The 17,082-nt window shown below is 74.3% G+C and carries 12 protein-coding genes; 8 read left to right on the top strand and 4 right to left on the bottom strand.

Annotation, left to right across the window (positions count from 1 at the left end):
• Positions 1-123: 123 nt before the first annotated feature.
• The 5 genes from J2S46_RS10235 (at position 124) to J2S46_RS10215 (ending at position 5,297) form a co-directional block, all read left to right on the top strand.
• Positions 124-858 carry a flavodoxin family protein gene (locus J2S46_RS10235; protein WP_191290508.1) on the top strand — a complete coding sequence of 245 codons (735 nt, stop codon included), beginning with the start codon at positions 124-126 and terminating at the stop codon, positions 856-858.
• Between the two features lie 153 nt (positions 859-1,011).
• A complete protein-coding gene (locus J2S46_RS10230) occupies positions 1,012-2,166 on the top strand; it encodes a M20 family metallopeptidase (protein WP_191290509.1) in 1,155 nt (384 codons plus the stop codon).
• Positions 2,167-2,285: 119 nt separating this feature from the next.
• On the top strand, positions 2,286-2,462 hold the full coding sequence (locus J2S46_RS10225) for a hypothetical protein (protein ID WP_191290510.1): 177 nt from the start codon (positions 2,286-2,288) through the stop codon (positions 2,460-2,462).
• 160 nt (positions 2,463-2,622) lie between these two features.
• Positions 2,623-3,846: a hypothetical protein gene (locus J2S46_RS10220; RefSeq protein WP_191290511.1), complete on the top strand. Its 1,224-nt coding sequence runs from the start codon at positions 2,623-2,625 to the stop codon at positions 3,844-3,846.
• A gap of 536 nt (positions 3,847-4,382) precedes the next feature.
• Positions 4,383-5,297, top strand: coding sequence for a hypothetical protein (locus J2S46_RS10215; RefSeq protein WP_191290513.1), 915 nt, complete (start codon positions 4,383-4,385; stop codon positions 5,295-5,297).
• Between the two features lie 115 nt (positions 5,298-5,412).
• Here the strand turns inward: J2S46_RS10215 and J2S46_RS10210 are convergent, their stop codons facing one another.
• Positions 5,413-6,372 carry a carbohydrate kinase family protein gene (locus J2S46_RS10210; protein ID WP_191290514.1) on the bottom strand — a complete coding sequence of 320 codons (960 nt, stop codon included), beginning with the start codon at positions 6,370-6,372 and terminating at the stop codon, positions 5,413-5,415.
• Between the two features lie 289 nt (positions 6,373-6,661).
• Between J2S46_RS10210 and J2S46_RS10205 the strand changes: the two genes are divergently transcribed.
• Positions 6,662-8,365 (top strand): TerD family protein, encoded by a 1,704-nt coding sequence (locus J2S46_RS10205; protein WP_191290515.1) that lies wholly within the window; start codon positions 6,662-6,664, stop codon positions 8,363-8,365.
• A gap of 71 nt (positions 8,366-8,436) precedes the next feature.
• Here the strand turns inward: J2S46_RS10205 and J2S46_RS10200 are convergent, their stop codons facing one another.
• Positions 8,437-9,171, bottom strand: coding sequence for a maleylpyruvate isomerase family mycothiol-dependent enzyme (locus tag J2S46_RS10200; RefSeq protein ID WP_191290516.1), 735 nt, complete (start codon positions 9,169-9,171; stop codon positions 8,437-8,439).
• A 189-nt stretch (positions 9,172-9,360) separates the two neighbouring features.
• Between J2S46_RS10200 and J2S46_RS10195 the strand changes: the two genes are divergently transcribed.
• Together J2S46_RS10195 and J2S46_RS10190 are read left to right on the top strand one after the other, a co-directional pair.
• Positions 9,361-10,041 carry a DUF6445 family protein gene (locus J2S46_RS10195; RefSeq protein ID WP_191290517.1) on the top strand — a complete coding sequence of 227 codons (681 nt, stop codon included), beginning with the start codon at positions 9,361-9,363 and terminating at the stop codon, positions 10,039-10,041.
• A 223-nt stretch (positions 10,042-10,264) separates the two neighbouring features.
• On the top strand, positions 10,265-11,575 hold the full coding sequence (locus J2S46_RS10190) for a serine hydrolase domain-containing protein (protein ID WP_191290518.1): 1,311 nt from the start codon (positions 10,265-10,267) through the stop codon (positions 11,573-11,575).
• Positions 11,576-11,665: 90 nt separating this feature from the next.
• Here J2S46_RS10190 and J2S46_RS10185 read toward each other — a convergent pair whose 3' ends face one another.
• Complete coding sequence (locus J2S46_RS10185) at positions 11,666-15,961, bottom strand: ricin-type beta-trefoil lectin domain protein (protein WP_191290519.1); 4,296 nt, start codon at positions 15,959-15,961, stop codon at positions 11,666-11,668.
• A 626-nt stretch (positions 15,962-16,587) separates the two neighbouring features.
• Positions 16,588-16,989 carry a PPOX class F420-dependent oxidoreductase gene (locus tag J2S46_RS10180; RefSeq protein ID WP_191290520.1) on the bottom strand — a complete coding sequence of 134 codons (402 nt, stop codon included), beginning with the start codon at positions 16,987-16,989 and terminating at the stop codon, positions 16,588-16,590.
• Positions 16,990-17,082 lie beyond the last annotated feature (93 nt).

Here is a 17,082-nt window from a genome sequence, read left to right as displayed (position 1 = left end):
GATGCCGCGCCCTGCGCAGGATGTGATGACCGGGCAGGCAGGAACTCCCCGTAACTCCCAGCTCCCCGCAACTCCACTCCCCACAACACCCAACTCCCCTTGACCGGAAGCAGCGAAGAGAACATGACGTTCGATCACACCGACCGCGAACACGACGCGCCCACCGTCACGGTGACGGTGGTCCACCACTCCGTGCACGGGCACACCCGGGTGCTGGCCGAGCACCTCGCCGACGGCGCGCGGCTGGTGCCGGGCGCCCGGGTGCACCTGGTCGAGATCCGGCCCGAGGACGTCGTCGCGGGCCGCTGGCACGACGCCGAGGTGCTGGCGCTGCTCGATCGCTCCGATGCGATCGTGCTCGGCTGCCCGACGCTGATGGGCAGCGTGTCGGCGGTGTTCAAGGCGTTCATGGAGGCGGCGTTCACGCCGTTCACCACACAGGCCTGGAAGGACAAGCTGGCCGGCGGGTTCACCATGTCCGCCTCGCAGAGCGGCGACAAGCTGGCGGTCCTGCAGCAGCTGTCGGTCTTCGCCGCGCAGCTGGGCATGCAGTGGATCGGCGTGGGCGACATGCCGGGCAACAACTGGAGCGGCGGCAGCCGCGACGACGTGAACCGGCTGGGCTCGTGGCTGGGACTGATGAGCCAGAGCCACGCCGACCAGGGGCCGCAGGACGCCGGATCGCGCGGTGACCTGCTCACCGCGCGGCGGTACGGCGAGCGGATCGCCCGGCTGACCCAGCGCTGGGTCAACGCCGTCCCGTACGAGACCGGCCGGATGACCGAGCACGAGGCCCGCGCCCTGTCGGCCTCGCTCAGGGAGACGGACCCGGCGCCGGTGGCGGCGACCGGCGCCTGACCGCACCGACCGCGCCCTCGTCCGAGGGCCCCGGGGAGGCCCTTGAGGACGAACCACGGCGTGCCCCGGCCCGCGCCCCGCCTGCGGCAGCCGCCGCCCCGCAGGTCGGGGCGGAAGATCATCGGAAGCCGGGCGCTGACTAGGCTTACCGGCATGACGACGACCCGCAGGACCGTCCAGCCCGGCGTTGACGCGATGATCGCGGACCTCAGGACCCTCGTCGAGGTCGAGTCCCCGTCCCGCGACCACGAGGCCCTCACGGCATCGGCCAAAACCGTCGCCGCCGTCATCGAGGACCGCCTCGGCGGGCACGCCGTCCTGGTGGAGAGCGAGGCCGGGCCGCACGTCCACTGGTCGGGCGGCGGCGAACCCCGGGTGCTGATCCTCGGCCACCACGACACGGTGTTCCCGCTCGGCACCCTGGCCCGCCGGCCGTTCCGCATCGAGGGCGGGCACGCCACCGGACCCGGCGTCTTCGACATGCTCGGCGGCCTGGTGCAGGCCGTGCACGGGGTGGCCGCGCTCGACGACCGGTCCGGCGTCGAGATCCTGGTGACCGCCGACGAGGAGGTCGGCTCCCGCTCCTCCCGCGCCCTGCTGGAGGAGCGCGCCCTCGCCTGCGGGGCCGTCCTGGTGATGGAGGGCGCGGCCGACGGCGGCGGCCTCAAGACCGGCCGCAAGGGCTGCGGCACCTTCGAGGTCACCGTCACCGGCCGGGCCTCGCACGCCGGCCTGGAACCCGCCGCCGGCGTCAACGCCCTGATCGAGGCCGCGCACCAGGTGCTCGACATCGCGGCGCTCGGCCGCCCCGAGGCCGGGACCACCGTCACCCCGACCGTCGCCACCGCGGGCACCCTCGACAACGTCGTGCCCGCCGAGGCCACCGTGACCGTCGACGTGCGGGTGGAGACGGCCGAGGAGACGGAACGCGTCGAAGCCGCCTTCGCCGCCCTCGCCCCGCACCTGCCGGGGGCTCGGATCACCGTCCGGGGCTCGGTCGGCCGGCCGCCGATGCCCGGGTCCGCGTCGGCCGGGCTCTTCGCGCTCGCCCGGCAGCTCCTCCCGGGCCTGGAGGGCCGGGCGGTCGGCGGCGGCAGCGACGGCAACTTCACCGCCGCACTCGGGGTGCCCACCCTCGACGGCCTCGGCGCCGTCGGCGGCGGCGCCCACGCCGACCACGAGTACCTGGTGATCGACGCCATGACCGAGCGGGCGGCCCTGGTCGCCGGCCTGGTGGACGCGATCCGGAACGCCCGGGCGACCGGGCAGCCCGAGACCGGCGCCCCGCAGCGGGGCACCGACCGGTGACAGAACCGGCCCGGAGGCGTCCCGAAGACGTTCCGGACCCCCGAGAACCCGGTCCGCCCGGTGACGCCGACGTCCCGCCGGCACTCAGCAGCGCCCGGGGAGCCCAGGACGAGACCTTCGTGATCAGCCGCGGCGAGAACGCGGCCTGCACCACGATGGACCAGAGCGCCGACAAGCTCGGGAACCCCAGGCGGGTGGAGGTGCTGCGGATCGACCTCGCCACCGGAGCCCTGAAGGTGGTCGCCCTGCTGAAGGGCGAAGGCAGCGGGTTCGCCCCGCTGGCGTACGTCGGGTAGCTCCCGTCCGGCGGACCGGAGGAGCCCCGACCGGGAGGCCCGGGCTCCACCGGACCCGGGCGCAGGGCCGGTGGGCCGGGGCGGGGGTACCCGCTCGGGCCGGCCCGGCCCGGCGGTAGGCTGCGGCGCTCCACGTTCTTGATCAATCGGGGGAGAAGTCGTGAGCAACGTCCACCAGGAACCACCGTCCGGCATACCCGGCCCGCCCGGCGCACCCGCCGGGCCGGGGTGGTGGCCCGGTCCGCAGGGGTGGACGTACGTGCCCCCGGCCCCGCAGCCCGGGGTGATCCCGCTGCGCCCGCTGGGACCGGGCGACATCCTCCGCGCCGTCGTCGCCGTGGTCCGCCGGTACGGCAAGGTCCTCTACCGGCAGCTGCTCGGGGTGACCGTCGGAGCCCTGCTGGTCGTCCCGGCCTACGCCGCGTTCGCCGACGCGGCGCTGTCCGGGCTCATCCAGGAAGTCCAGGCGCATCCGGACTACACGCCGACCGGTGGCCAGGTGGCCGTGCTGATCGGGGTGGTCGGCGGCGGCTACCTGCTGCTCGTCGGGTTCGCCCTCGCGATCCAGGTCATCGCCACGGCCACCGGTACGAAGCTGGTGCAGCACGCGGTGCTCGGCCGTCCGGTGACCGCCCGCGGGCTGGCCGCCGAGGCCCGCCCGTACCTGTGGCGGGTGTGCGGCTCCTTCCTGCTGCTCGCGCTCGGGATCGCCGCCGCGATGGTGGTCGGCCTGCTGCCGGCCGCGATCGCGGGCCTGGCCGGCGCCGGGCCGTTCGCCCTGCTGCTGCTCCCGCTGGCGGCCCTCGCCGTCGGCGCGGGAGTGTACGCGCAGGTCAGGCTGGTGCTGCAGATGCCCGTCCTGATCCTGGAGAACGCCCGGCCGACGGCCGCCCTCAGGCGGGCCTGGCAGCTCAACGAAGGCGCCTGGTGGCGCAGCCTGGGCATCCCGTACCTGGTCGGCCTGATCGGTTCGGCGGCGGCCCAGATCCTGATGGCGCCGTTCTTCTTCCTCGGCTTCGTGCTGATGTTCGCCTTCGGCGGGACCGGGGCGGACGGTACCTGGGAACCGGGCTCCGCCTCGCTGATCGCCTTCTCGGCCTGCCTGCTCGCGGGCCTGCTGGTGGCGGTCGTCGTCGGCGCGCCGCTGGCGCCGCTGACCCACGCGCTGCTGTACGTCGACCGCCGGATCCGCCGGGAGAGCCTGGACGTCGCCCTGGCGCAGGCTGCGGGTCTCCACCCCGTACCGCCGCAGGGCCCCGCTCCGGCCCAGGAGCGGGACGAGGAGCGGGACGCGAAGCAGGCCCCGGCCCCGGCCCCGGAGGATCATGGGACGCCCGCCGACGACCGGCCGGACGGGGAGGCGACCGGCCCGGTCCAGGCCTGATCCCGTCACCCCGTCACCCCGTCACCTGCCCGTGCCCGTGCCCGCCGATCCCTCCCGTGCCCGCCGATCCCTCCCGGGGCGGCGGGCCCGGCGGCCCCGGCGGGTGGGCCGCCCGGGGCCCTGATCCGTCCCGGACAGGGTGCAGATGTTCGACGGGCTGATGATCCTGGTGATCGCCGTGCCGGTCTCGCTGCCGATCCGCGTCCGCAGACCGGTGACGACGAGCAGGGCGGAGGCGAGTCTCCGGGGCACCGTGGTTCGGGTCATGAGGGCTCTCGATCGGAGAAGGGGCGAGGGCGTGGGAGGCGTCCGGGACGCTCCCCCTGCGTACCCGCTCCACCGGCGCCGCCGGCCACGGCCGCACAACTCCGCCCGTCCGGCGCACAGCTGACGGACGCCCACGGCACGGCACTGCCCGCCGTCCGGGGACGCCGCCGGGGGACGCCGCCCGGGGAAGCGGGCCGGGGAAGCGGGCCGGGGACGCGGGCCGGCATCGGCCGAACGGCCGCCCCGGCGCCCCGAACTAGAGTCGGATCATGATGTTCTTCCGGTCGAAGAAGACCGCAGCCCCGTACGACCCGCACCTGCCCGCCCTGACCGTCGACGAGGCCGAGCGCCTGCGCGAACTCGTCCGCCACGAACTCGCCCGCCGGGGAGTCCCCGTGACCGTCGCCGGCGACACCGTGCACGCGCCCCAGGGCACCAACTGCCTGTTCAACCTCGCCGAGAACTGCCGGCGGTCCGACCCGCAGAGCTGGCCCCGACTGGTGGAACGGCACTTCGGCGCGCTGGCGAACGCCGGCCGGACGATGGACGACGGCGCCGACCAACTCCTGCGCGGCGCCTACCTGCGGCTCGTCCCGGACGACTCCCTCCCGCCCGAGGCGATGGCCGACTCCTTCCGCTACACCCGCCCGGTCGCCACCGGACTGCTGGAGGCCCTCGCCCTGGACCTCCCGGACTCCGTCCGGTTGCTCACCGACCAGGACGTCGCCCGCGCCGGCCTCGACGCGCTGCGCACCGCCGGACGGGCCAACCTGCTCGCCGAGCCCGCCCGGCACGAGGTGATACCCACCGAGAGCGGCGCCACCCTGCACAGCGTCTCCGGCCCGTCGCTGTTCGTCGCCAGCAAGGCCCTGGTCATGGCCGACCTCGTGCGCTCCCTGACCGGGCGCGAAGTCCCCGAGCACGGAGTGCTGTTCACCGTCCCCAGCCGCCACCTGCTGGTGTTCCACCCGGTGGCCGACCGGCACGCGGTCGGCGCCGTCAACGACCTGGCGGCCCTCGGGCTCGGCGCCCACCAGGACAACCCCGGCCCGCTCTCGCCGCGCCTGTACTGGTGGCACCAGGGCGCGGTGACCTGCCTGACCCGGATCGACGGGACGACCCGGACCTTCTCCGTCGCCGCACCCGAGGAACTGATGACGGCACTGCGCGGCCTGAGCGCCTAACAGCCCGGGACGGGCCCGCGGCGGAGGGCGGGCCCGGAGGGTCGGCCCACCGGCGGCCGGTCGACCGGACCGGCCGGGACCGGGCCCCGCACACGGCACGGCTGCGGCCCCCGCGCTACTCGGGCCCGCCGGCCGCGCGCATCTCCCCGAGCGGGGCCGAGCCTGCCGCGCGCAGCTCCGCGGTGTCCGGCGGATTCGCCCCCGCCCGGGACACGGTGACGGCGGCGGCCGTCGCGGCCTGCCGCAGGACCTCCGCCAGCGCAGGCCCGTCCAGGGCGGTGAGCGCCGCCCGGGCCGGCCCGCCGAGCAGCGAACGGGCGGCGAGGGCGTCCAGGGCCGCGGACATGAAGGAGTCGCCGGCGCCCACCGTGTCCACCACCGTGCTGCGGACCGCCGGGCAGGCCACCTCGGCGGACCGGGTGAAACCCACCGCGCCCTCACCGCCGCGGGTCACCACGACCACCGCCGGCCCGGCCGCCAGCCAGCGGGCCGCCACCCGCCCGACGGGCTCGCCCGGGTACAGCCAGGCCAGGTCCTCGTCACTGGCCTTCACCAGGTCGCTGAGCGCCACACAGCGCTCCACCCCGGCCAGTGCCCCGGCCCGGGCCCCCGACAGCGCCGGCCTGATGTTCGGGTCGTAGCTCACCGAGGCGTCCGCCCGCAGCCGCTCCGCCAGCGCGACCACGGTCGCCGCGCCCGGCTCCCGGACGGCCGCCACCGACCCGAGGTGCACGTGCCGCGGCGCGGCCGGCGGCTCCACCGGCCGCAAGGTCCAGTCGAAGTCGAAGGTGTACGAGGCCCGGCCCTCCCCGTCGAGGCTGACCACCGCCGTGGGCGTCCGCACCTCCGGACTGCCGTCCGTCAGCACCCGGACGCCCGCCGAGCGCAGATGGGCACCGATCAGCCCGCCCATGGCGTCCCGGCCCAGCTGGGTCAGCAGCGTCACCGGCCGGCCCAGCCGGGCCAGCCCGTACGCGACGTTGGCGGGGCTGCCGCCCGGGTGCGGGACGTCGGCCCGGCCGGGCACGCGGACGATGTCGGCGACGCACTCGCCGATCACCAGGAAGTCGGTCATGTACTCGCACTCCGGAGGCGGTGGGGCGGGCCGCCGTGAGGACGTCCCGACGGCGGGCAGGTGCGCGGGCGGGTGTCCGGCCGGGATGTCCGGCCGGGGACCGGGAACCCGCCGGCGCCGGCCGCCGCGGTGCCCGCCACCCGGACAGGGTAGGCGCCCGGGCCCGTCACCCGCGCCGGACCGGCCCGGGAACGGCCCCGGGGCCGGTACTCCCGCACGCTCCTGACCGCTCCGGCGCTACCGTGGGGCGGAGCAGGTCTGTTGAGCACAGGGGAAGGTCTGGCCGCTGATGGTGATACCGAAGGGCGCGAACGTGCCGCTGGCCGCGGCCGGTGTCCGCGTCGAACTCGGCTGGCGGAGCGGACCGGGCGTGCCCGACGCCGACGCCTCCGCGCTGCTGCTCGCCGGCGGCAAGGTCCGCTCCGACGACGACTTCGTCTTCTACAACCAGCCGCAGGACGCCTCCGGCGCGGTCCGCCACCTCGGGAAGCAGCAGCTCCCCGGCGGCGTCGTCGACACCCTGACCGTGTCGCTCGCCGCGCTCGAACCGGCCGTGCAGACCGTCCTGCTGGCCGCCTCCAGCGACGGCGGGAACTTCGGCGGCCTGCCCGGCCTGCACCTGCGGGTGCTGGACGCGGACTCCGGGCAGGAGCTGGTCCGCTTCGAGGACACCGGGGCCAGCACCGAGACCGCCTTCGTCCTCGGCGAGCTGTACCGGCGGGGCGAGGGCTGGAAGTTCCGCGCGGTCGGCCAGGGTTACGACTCCGGGCTGGCGGGGCTGGCCACCGACTACGGCATCCAGGTCGATGCCGAGCCGGTGCCGGTGCCGGTGCCGAGCCCGGCGCGGGCGTCCGCCCCGGTGCCGGCCCCGGAGTTCGAGCCGGCCCCCGGGCCCGCGGCCGCGCAGCACCCGTTCGCCACGCCGCCGGCGCAGCCCGCGGTGCCGTCCGCCCCCGCGCCGGAGCCGGAGCACTTCCGACTCCCGGACCCCCAGCAGTACGCGCAGCCGCAGCAGGTCCCGGGCCCGCCGTCGGCGCCGTACCCGCCGTCCCCGTACCCGCCGCAGCCGCTGCCCTCGGCGCCGGACCCCCGGCAGTTCGGGGCGCCGCCGGTGCCGCCCGCCCCGACGCTCGCCCAGCCTCTCCCGTACCCGGCCCCCGCTCCGGTCCCGCAGCCGTACCCCGCGGTACCGGGCCCCTACCCGGCTCCCGCTCCGTACCCGGCTCCGGTCGCGCAGCCGTACCCCGAGCCGGCTCCGGGCCAGGCCCAGGTCCAGCCGTCGTACGGGGGCGACGGCCAGGCCCCGCCGGCCGCCGCGCCGCTCAACCTCAGCAAGGTCTCGCTGACCGCCGAGGACCCGGCGCTCTCGCTCACCAAGCACGGCGCGACCGGTGGCCTGATGCGGGTGAACCTCAACTGGACGCCCGCCGGCGCGGCGCCGAAGGGACCGGAGCGCGGCGGCTGGCTCGGCAAGAAGCTCCGGGGCGCGCAGGGAGCCGGCCAGGCACCGCAGGACAGCGGCCGGGACCTGGACCTCGCCTGCCTCTGGGAGCTCCAGGACGGCAGCAGGGACATCGTCCAGGCGGTCGGCCAGAAGTTCGGGAACCTCTACGCGCCCCCCTTCATCCAGCTGGCCAACGACGACCGCACCGGCTCGCTCGCCACCGGCGAGGACCTCTGGATCAACCTCGACCGGGCCGCCGAGATCAAGCGGCTGCTGATCTTCGCCTTCGCCTTCGACCTCCGTCCGCTGACCGGCCTCAACGGCTTGGCGACGCTCTTCCCCGCGGGCGGGCCCCCGGTGGAACTCGCCGTCGACGGCTGCGAGTTCCCGGCCACCAGCTGCGTGGTCGCGCTGCTGGAGAACGACGGCACCGGCCTCACCGTCCACCGGCAGGGCCGGTACTACCAGCGCACCCCCGACTTCTCGGACCACCAGTTCATCGACCAGGCCTACGGCTGGGGCCTCACCTGGGTCAACGGCCGGAAGTAGCCGCGCCGCCCGCGCCGCCCGCGCCGCGCCGCGCCGCGCCGCGAACGCGGGCGGGCGGGCGCGGCCGCCGCTCAGGCGCGGACGAAGTTCGCCAGGTAGGCCTTGAGCGCGTCCGGGTCGCCGAACACCTCCAGCCGCTCGGCCGGGCGCCGGCCCCAGAGGAGCAGCAGCAGGTCCGAGGCGGTGCCCCGGGCGGCGGCCGCGCCCTTGCCGTGCTCGTGGCCGATCCGCCACCCGCCGTCCACCGCCCGCAGCGTCCACTCGCCGCCGGCCTCGCCCGCCGCGCCGTCGGTGGCGTGCAGGTGCAGCCCGGCCTCGGCCAGCCCGGCGGGCGCAACGGCCGGCAGGAAGTGGGCCAGCAACTCGTCCACGCCGTCCAGTGCGAGGGCCCGCTCGACCGGTTCGTCCCGGCCGGCGGCGTTCACCGCGTCCCAGGCGTGCACGGCGGTCTCCTGGGCCGTCCGGCGCTGGATGAACCCGGCGTCCGCGCGGTCCGCCCAAGTCCACCGGGGGAGCGCCGGGTCCAGCGCCGCCAGGACGCCCGCGACGCGTTCGGCACCCTCGGCGAACCAGGCGACCAGGTCCGGATCGGCCGGCCGCGGCGGCTCGGTGTGCTGCTCGGGGCCGGCGATCTCCCCGGCGGCGACCAGCCGCCAGAACCGGTGCACCACTCCGGTGTGCCAGACCAGGTCGGCCACCGTCCAATCCGGGCAACTCGGCACCCGTGCCGTGAGACCGCCCTCGGCGGCGGCCGCCAGGCGGGCACTGTCGCGGCGCAGGGCCGCGATGTAGTCGGTTGTGTCCATGCGGCCGACGTTAGGCCATGCCCGGCCGTTCCCGCCGAGCGTGTTTCCGGGCGCGCCCGATGTCGCGCGCCGGCCGATCCGGTCCGCCCCGGGGCGGTCGGCTCCGGATCGGCACGGCCTCCGGATTTTGATGAACATTGACCAAAGCGCGGGCGAGCGCTGACGAACTCCGTCCGTATCGTCACCGACATGCCCTCACAACCCCGGAGGCCCTCGGGGCTCCCCGTGCTGCCCTACCGCAAACCCACACCCGGGCGGGACTACTGGATCCTCGACGACGCACTGCCCGACATCGACGCCGTGCGCGCCCGCGTCCTCGCCCGCGACGACTGGGCCGAAGGCTACCCGCACAAGCCGGAGAGCTGGCCGGGACTGCGGACCATGCCCGGCCTCGAACCGGACGAACTCGCCCACATCGAGAAGCTGGTACGACGGGCGACCGGCGCCACCCGGCTCTGGGCGGAGACCGCGCCCGGCGGCGCCACCCTCAACCACAACTGCATCCAGGTGGTCGGCAAGGACGAGTGCGAGCCCCGCCCGCACACCGACTCCCGGGCGCTCTGCCGCTACGCCGCGGTGCTCTACCTCAACCCGGACGTGCCCAAGGACACCGGCACCAGCTTCTACCGGCAGAGCATGCCCGGCGGGCGGCTCGGCGGCAATCTGGTGACGGCCCCGCACAACAACCTGGTGGACGCCCTGGGCACCCGCTTCGTCCCCGCCGACGCGTTCACCGAGGACGTCCGGGTGCCGAACCGGTACAACCGCCTGCTGCTCTACACCTCCAACCTGATCCACACCGCGACCGGCTACTGGGGCAGCACCCTGGAGGAGAAGCGCATGACGGCGGTGTTCTTCTGGATGGCCTGAACCACCCGGGTCGAGCGGACACCCCGGACGGCGCCGGGGCGGTGACACCGGCCTCCACCGGCCGCGACCCCGAGCCGGATCCGGCCACGGCTCCTCACCGAGGCTGACGGGCCGCCATCCCGCAGGGTGAGGCCGGACCGCTCCGCAGGACGATGCCCGCACTCCCGGGCCGGTGCCAGGCTGGCCGTGAGGCCGGAGGGGACCGGCCCGGGAGGGAACAACCATGTCTGACGCACAGTCGACCGCCCCGCGCACCGGCCGCGCCCGCCGCACCGGCGGCCGCACGGCCGCTCGCCGGATCGGCGCCGGGATGCTGGCCGGCGCCGCCCTGCTGGCCTTCGCGCCCACCGCCTCGGCCACCGGCGCCGGGTCCGCACCGGGCGACGCGACGGTGGCCGAGGCCCGTCACGGCGGCTCCGCCGCACTGGACCGGGCCCTCGAAGCGTTGATCACCGAGGCCGGCGTCTCGGCCGCCCTCGGCGAGGTCCGGGACCACGGGCGGACGGTCTGGCGCGGAGCCGCCGGACAGGCGGACCTGGACAGCGGCGCCGCGGCCCGCGCCGACGGACGGTTCCGGATCGGCAGCGTCACCAAGACCTTCGTCGCCACCGTCGTCCTGCAACTCGTCGGCGAGGGCAAGGTCGGGCTGGACACGCCGATCGAGCGCTACCTGCCCGGGTCGGTGCGCGGCGGGGAGGGGATCACCGTGCGCCAACTGCTCAACCACACCAGCGGCCTGTACGACTACCTCGGCGACCCGAGCGTCTACTTCCACGACGACGCCGAACTGGGCACCTGGCTCACCACCGGCCGGTGGACCACCTACGAGCCGCAGCAACTGCTGGACATCGCGGGCCGGCACGCCCCCGAATTCCCGCCCGGCCAGCGGTGGAGCTACTCCAACACCAACTACGTGGCGATCGGCATGATGATCGAGAAGGTCACCGGCCACAGCTGGAACCAGGAGGTCGAACGCCGGATCATCCGCCCGCTCGGCCTCGACAGCACCAGCATGCCGACCACCTCCACCACGATCCCGGGCCGGTACGCCCACGGCTACCTCGTGCGGGCCTCCGGCGAGCGCGTGGACGTCAGCCGGCTCAATCCCTCGATCGCCTACGCCGCCGGGGCCGGCATCTCCACCACCGACGACCTGGCCCGCTTCAACGCCGCCCTGCTCGGCGGCCGGCTGCTGCGCCCCGCCCAGCTGAAGGAGATGACGACCACCGTCCCGATCGACGAGGACGGCTCCTTCCAGTACGGTCTCGGGCTGACCCGCCGCACGCTGCCCTGCGGCGACTTCTGGGGCCACGACGGCGGCATCGCGGGCTACAGCACCGTCCTGTTCGGCGACCTCGGGGGCCGTCATCAGGTGGCCCTCTCCGCCAACCCGTACGAGGCCGCCGACCCGGCCCGCGCCGCCGCCGCGTTCGACGCCCTCATGGTCAAGACCGCCTGCGGTCCCGACACGCCCGTCCCGCCGGCGCCGGCGCCGCGCGAAGCCGCCGGCGCCGGGGCACTCGGCCTGGGCTGACGCCGGCCGGGAACGGGCCGGGCCCGCGGCGCGAAGGTGCGCCGCGGGCCCTGCCGTCTCTTCGGTGCCGGTGCTACCGGTGTGCGGGCGTCAGGGGTTGACGGGCAGCACAGGGGTCTTGGCGGTGAGGATGCTCCAGGTCTGTGCGGGGCTGCCGTTGCAGTCGAAGAGTGCCAGGCGATTCCCCTGGGTGATGTCGTTGTTCGGGAGGTCGAGGCACCGGCCCGAGCCGGGGTTGCGGAGGCTGCCGTCGGCCCGGGGGGTCCAGGTCTGGTTCACGGCTCCGGGGGAGCACGTCCCGAGGCCGATACCGGTTCCGTTCGCGGTACCGCCGCCGGTGATGTCGAGGCACTTGCCGCCGGCGGTGATGCTGCCGGTGGCGGGGTTCAGGGTGAAGCTCTGGGCGGGGCTGTTGTTGCAGGCAAGGATCCGGACACCCTGGGCGGTGTCGTTGCCGGGGACGTCCAGGCAGCGGTCGCTGGAGGCGTGACGGACGGACGTGGTGCTGGGGGCGTCGGGCAGTGCGGTGTTGTAGACCGCGAAGTCACTGAGGCTGCCGCTGAAGCTGACGGTCGGCGCTCCCTGGTACTTGTAGCGGCCCAGCACGAGGTTGCCGCTGGGCGCGGGGCTGGTGGCGGCGCTGTGGTAGGAGCTGCCGGCCAGGACGCCGTCCACGTAGAGGCTCATCCCGCCGGTGGTGGCGTTGTAGGTGGCGGTGAGCCGGGTCCACTTGCCGCTCTGCACGAGTGCGGCGCTGTTGGTGATGTCGGTGTACTGGTAGGGCCAGTTGTAGTCGTCCGCGGTGGCGAGGCCAAATCGCCAGGCTCCGCCGGTGCCCTCGCTCCAGAGGATGAAGCTGCTGGCGTGGACGGTGTCCTGGCTCGCGAGGACGCTGCCGACACCCGTGGACCTCGCCCAGGTGCTGATGGTGAAGCTCTGGCGGGTGTCGATGACGGGTGAGGTGGTGGCGAGGACGGAGTTGTTGCCGTTGAAGGTGGCGACCTTGGTGGCGATGCCGTTGACGCTGTCCTCGGTGAAGGCCAGTCCGGAGGCGGTGGTGCCGATCCCGGCGGGTCTGGCGGTCGCGTCCCCCTTGAGCTTCAGCTGAAAGTCGGGTGTCCGGGTCTTGCCGGCGTAGAAGTCGGCGCCGATCGAACTGACCTGCTTGTCGGTGACGACTCCCGGGAAGATGTGCAGGGACCCGCTGCTGTCCTTGCCCCAGAGATCGGGGACGGGATCGGCGTCGTCGGTCTGGTCGCCGTCGGCGCCGACCACGGGGTAGGCCGCGGTGGTGAAGCCGCTGCCGATGCTCGTGGCCGGACTAGCGGTCACGCCCGAGACGACGGTGTAGGCGCCCCACTCGTCGGTACGGGTCTCGACGGTCAGGGCGTACTGGTGGATGTCGCCCGCCGTGCGGCCGCCGGCGCTGGTGCGGGCCCGGGCCCACAGGGCGGGGGCGGCGGCGGATCCGGCGGGGCCGGCGGCGAGCGTGTTGCCCGGGATCATCAGGTCGACGTTGTCCCAGAGGCCTGCGGAGACCCGCAGGGGCGAGCGCAGGCTGGTTCCTGCCAATGGCGGGAAGTACCAGAGGTCGGCACCCTCGACGGCCAGGAAACCGGTGGCGCCGATGGCGTCCCTGCTGGGGGTGCGGGTCGGCACGGCGGCACCGATCGGGGTGATCTGGGAGGTGTACTGCCAGTTCTGGTCCTGGGCGTAGCCCGGGCAGGCGGCGAGGTCGACGCAGTTCGGCCGGGTCAGGGTGGTGGCGCTTCCCAGGTCGAAGTGGCCTTGTTGCCAGGGGGAGTTCATGAAGTAGTACAGCGTGTCACCGCCGTCACGATGCACGAACAGATCGTCATTCCTGGCGCCCTGTTTCATCGAACCACGGTGCGTGACACGGAAGTTGGCCCAGGAGTGCGGGACGTTCCCCGGTGCTTCCGGTGCCTGATCGACGACCGCTGCCGTGCTGGTCGGTTCGGTCCTGGCGGTGCCCGGCTCGGTGCCGGGGCCGTAGGTCACCAGGTTGCCCGCCGCATCCGCGGTGATGATGTCGGGACGCGCGTCGCCGGTGATGTCGCCGTACGCGGCCGTGCCCAGGGCCGGCGGCACGTAGAAGGAGTACGACTCCGTCCGGGACATGTTCCCGGCCTCGTCGTACACCCTCAGGTAGAGGGTGTTGGTGCCCCACCGCACGGGCTTGGTGGTGATGTCCGTGACGCTCAGCGGGGTGCCGCAGACCTGGTCGGACGCGTCCTCCGGCAGCTGCGGGTCGTACCCCCAGCGGACGCAGGAGACGCCGGACGCGAGCAGCCCGGAGGGGTTCGGGTCGGAGGCGGTGAACGGGAAGTGGCCGGTGTCGCCCAGGTGCAGTTTGGTGAACTGCCCGCTGCCCGACGGCGGGAACTGGGTGTTGAGGTCGGTGAAGGCACCGAACGCGACGGCCGGCGGGGTGGTGTCGACCGCGAAGTGGCAGACGGCGCTGCCGGGACCGCGGAGCAGGCCGTCGTCGCCCTGGGTCTGCCAGCCGTAGTGGTGGCCGTCCTTCAACGCGCCACGGGGCACGGCGTAGGCGGCGCGGCTGCCGTTGGGGACGAAGTCCGACCAGCCGGCGGCCACCCCCGGCGAGCCCGCGACGGAGTTGTCCCAGAGGTTGACGAACTCGGTGAGCCTCGGCTGGTTGTGGCTGCTGACCGTCGAGGTCAGGGTGACCGTCGTGTCGGTGATCCAGCCGTACGAGGACAGCGGGGCGTTCCAGCAGGCGTCGTTGCTCGCGGCCGTGACCCGGTGCGGCGTGGGGCGGGCCATGGGGTCGCCCGGCGTCAGCGGCACGTGGTCGTACTCGGTGGACAGGACGGCGTCCCAGGCGAAGCGCTTGAAGCCCGTCCGGTCACCGGTGCCTTCCTTGCCGAGCAGGGCGAAGGCCAGCGGCTTCCCGGTGTCCGCCAGTGCGCCGCGCATCGGCGCGGTGACGTTGAAGTCGACGCCGAGGTCGTTGTAGCAGGCGGAGTTGGTGCCGTTGCCGGGGACGTTCTGGCCTGCCACCCACTCGCGGACGGCGTGGTTGTTCCAGTTGACCTTGCTGTCGAAGGCCTCGGCCCGGTACACGTTCACGGGGTAGGCCGTGGTGCAGGACCAGTCCGAGGAGACGTACTGCGAGACGTGCAGGTTGGCGTAGCTGACCGCGGTGTCGGGAAGGTAGCCGCTGATGTCGAACTCGTACAGTGCCCGCTCGACACCCTTGGGTGCCTCCCAGCCCTGGTAACCGACGCCGGGGTGGTCGTGGTCGGCGGAGCCGGTCCGGTCGAAGTTGCCGGTGTCGGTCCGGCCCGACATCACCCAGGCGTGGTGGCTCTTGCCGCGGGCGTCGTTCGACCAGGAGGGGTCGACGTAGATCGGGTACTTGGTGTTAGCGCCGTCCAGCAACTCGGGGCCCGGCGACAGCCTGATGGCGCCCTTGCCCTTCGCGTCCGCGCTCGCCGTGATCGGGATCTCCGCCGTGGTGGCCCTCGGGCCCGGTCCACCGGAGGTGCTGCGGGTGTCCGGCGCCTGCTTGTTCGCGCCGCCCGGCCCGGACCCCGCGCCGGGCGCGTCCTCGGCGCCCTGTGCGGTGGCGCTTCCGGCCGGCTTGGCCGCCGCGCCCGCAGGGGCCGCCGCCGACCACATCCGCGGGGTGGGCGCGGTGAACACGGTGTCGTCCCCGCTGGTCGCCCGAAGGCTTCCGTCCGGGGCGGAGGAGAGCTCCAACCCCACGGCCGTGGCGGGGAAGCTGAGCGACCGGACGGCCGGGTTCGCGGCCGCCGTGGGGGTGTGCAGCACCAGGACGGTGGTGTAGCCGCCGAACTTGGTGGCCGTCACCTTCAGGTCGGTGTCCGGGGCCACCGACCTGAACAGGGCGCTGTTGCCGCTCACTGCCGGGACGGGCAGCGCGCCGGGGAAGGGCGAGCCGACCGCGAGCTGCTTGCCGTCCTCGGTGGTCATCGTCGCCAGGGGACCGGTGCCACCGCCCGAGATGACGAGCCGCTCGCTCGCCGCCGCAGGGGCCAGCGAGCCGTCCGCCTGCCGCACCAGACTGTCGTCCAACGCTGCCCAGCTGCCGTCCGAGCGCTTGGTGCGCTGCGCGTCCATGTGCTGTTCCTGCCGGATCTTTCCGGTGGGAGTGGCGAACGACGTGCTGAACTCGTCGGTCAGGGAGGGGATCGGTACGTCCTTGCCGGTCCTCTTCGCCTCGGCGACGGCCAGGTCGGCGGGTCGCGGGGACAACAGTTCGCCGCTGTGCCTGGCGTCCGACGCCTGCACCGCCGCCTGGAAGTCCGTGGCGCCGGCCGCCTGCGCGGCGATCGGGGCGAGCGAGAGCAGGCCTGCGGCCAGCGACAGGACGGCGGTCACCGATCCGGCCCGGAGGTGCTTCGGCCGTGATCGGGACGGACGGTCCGTCGGCCACGGACGGCCGGTCGCGGGCCTGGGTGTTCTGTGCACGGGTTCCCCTGGTCGTCGGCTCGGTCGGTCCCCGGCAGATGGTGCGCGCGGAGGACAGCCGCACAGTTTCAGGCGGAATGATCAGCAGTCAACGCATATGTTCGCGATATGTCTGAATTGATGGACCATGACAGCCAATGGGGTCGATGTGGCGTGCGTCACATGGCGGACTTTCGATCCACCGCCCGGTGAAGAGTCCATGGAGAAAAGCCTTGAAACGCGCTTCGTCGGCCCACTGGGAATTGCCCAGGATTTGCTCAAGCGACGGCCATGGAGCGCCAGTTCGCGATTCCCCGTCTCGTCGCGCAGCCCCCCGTCGACCTGGCGAGGTCTCCACGGGCGGGAGGTGCTACGAGGAGGCAATCACGGCGGCCACGATCCGTACCCGGACCGCGGCGACGCGCCGCCCTCGTGCTGCCCAGGAGCGCCCGACACTCTCCAGGCCCTCGCGGAGGCCCGGGCGCAGTGCTGACGGGCGCCGCGGCGCGGCCCTGCCGGGCGCGGTCCGGGCCGCGAGGCCCGGCCCGCCGGCCCCCTCACCCCGCGAGCGTGATCCGGATCCCGACCGTCCCCTGGTCGCCCCGGCGCAGCTTGCTTCCGGCCAGGGTCAGCACGCCGAGGAGGCCGTACTTGCGGCGCAGCAGGGTGCGGTAGGCGGCGGTCGCGGCGGGGGAGAGGATCTCGGCGGTGGCGGGGACGGACTCGCCGGTGGGGTTGCCGCGGACGTCGCAGGGGCCGACCAGGACGTCGGCGCGGTTGCGGATCCGCTTGACCTTCCAGGAGTCGGCGACCGTCCAGATGCCGAGGGCGTTGCCGTCGCGGACGACCCAGACGGGGGTGGCGACGGTGCTGCCGTCCTTCTTGTACGTGGTCACCAGCAGATAGCTCCCGGCGGCGAGGCGGATGATGCGTTCGAGCTGCTCGGGCGTGGCGTCCATGGGCGGAAGTGTACGGGGGCGGCGGCGCGGCCCCGGGCGCGGACATGGGTGCCGGGAAGGTTCGACGGGGGCGAACGGATGTCGGGCGCCGCG

The sequence above is a fragment of the Kitasatospora herbaricolor genome, assembly GCF_030813695.1.
Lineage (GTDB): Bacteria > Actinomycetota > Actinomycetes > Streptomycetales > Streptomycetaceae > Kitasatospora > Kitasatospora herbaricolor.
Note: the sequence above shows the minus strand (reverse complement) of the source record. Positions and strands in the feature narration are given on the sequence as shown.

Excerpts from the sequence above, each read along its gene's own strand:
- J2S46_RS10200 (WP_191290516.1), bottom strand. The coding sequence starts at position 9,171 with ATGGACACAACCGACTACATCGCGGCCCTGCGCCGCGACAGTGCCCGC.
- J2S46_RS10215 (WP_191290513.1), top strand. The coding sequence starts at position 4,383 with ATGATGTTCTTCCGGTCGAAGAAGACCGCAGCCCCGTACGACCCGCAC.
- J2S46_RS10230 (WP_191290509.1), top strand. The coding sequence starts at position 1,012 with ATGACGACGACCCGCAGGACCGTCCAGCCCGGCGTTGACGCGATGATC.
- J2S46_RS10205 (WP_191290515.1), top strand. The coding sequence starts at position 6,662 with ATGGTGATACCGAAGGGCGCGAACGTGCCGCTGGCCGCGGCCGGTGTC.
- J2S46_RS10195 (WP_191290517.1), top strand. The coding sequence starts at position 9,361 with ATGCCCTCACAACCCCGGAGGCCCTCGGGGCTCCCCGTGCTGCCCTAC.
- J2S46_RS10180 (WP_191290520.1), bottom strand. The coding sequence starts at position 16,989 with ATGGACGCCACGCCCGAGCAGCTCGAACGCATCATCCGCCTCGCCGCC.
- J2S46_RS10190 (WP_191290518.1), top strand. The coding sequence starts at position 10,265 with ATGTCTGACGCACAGTCGACCGCCCCGCGCACCGGCCGCGCCCGCCGC.
- J2S46_RS10235 (WP_191290508.1), top strand. The coding sequence starts at position 124 with ATGACGTTCGATCACACCGACCGCGAACACGACGCGCCCACCGTCACG.
- J2S46_RS10210 (WP_191290514.1), bottom strand. The coding sequence starts at position 6,372 with ATGACCGACTTCCTGGTGATCGGCGAGTGCGTCGCCGACATCGTCCGC.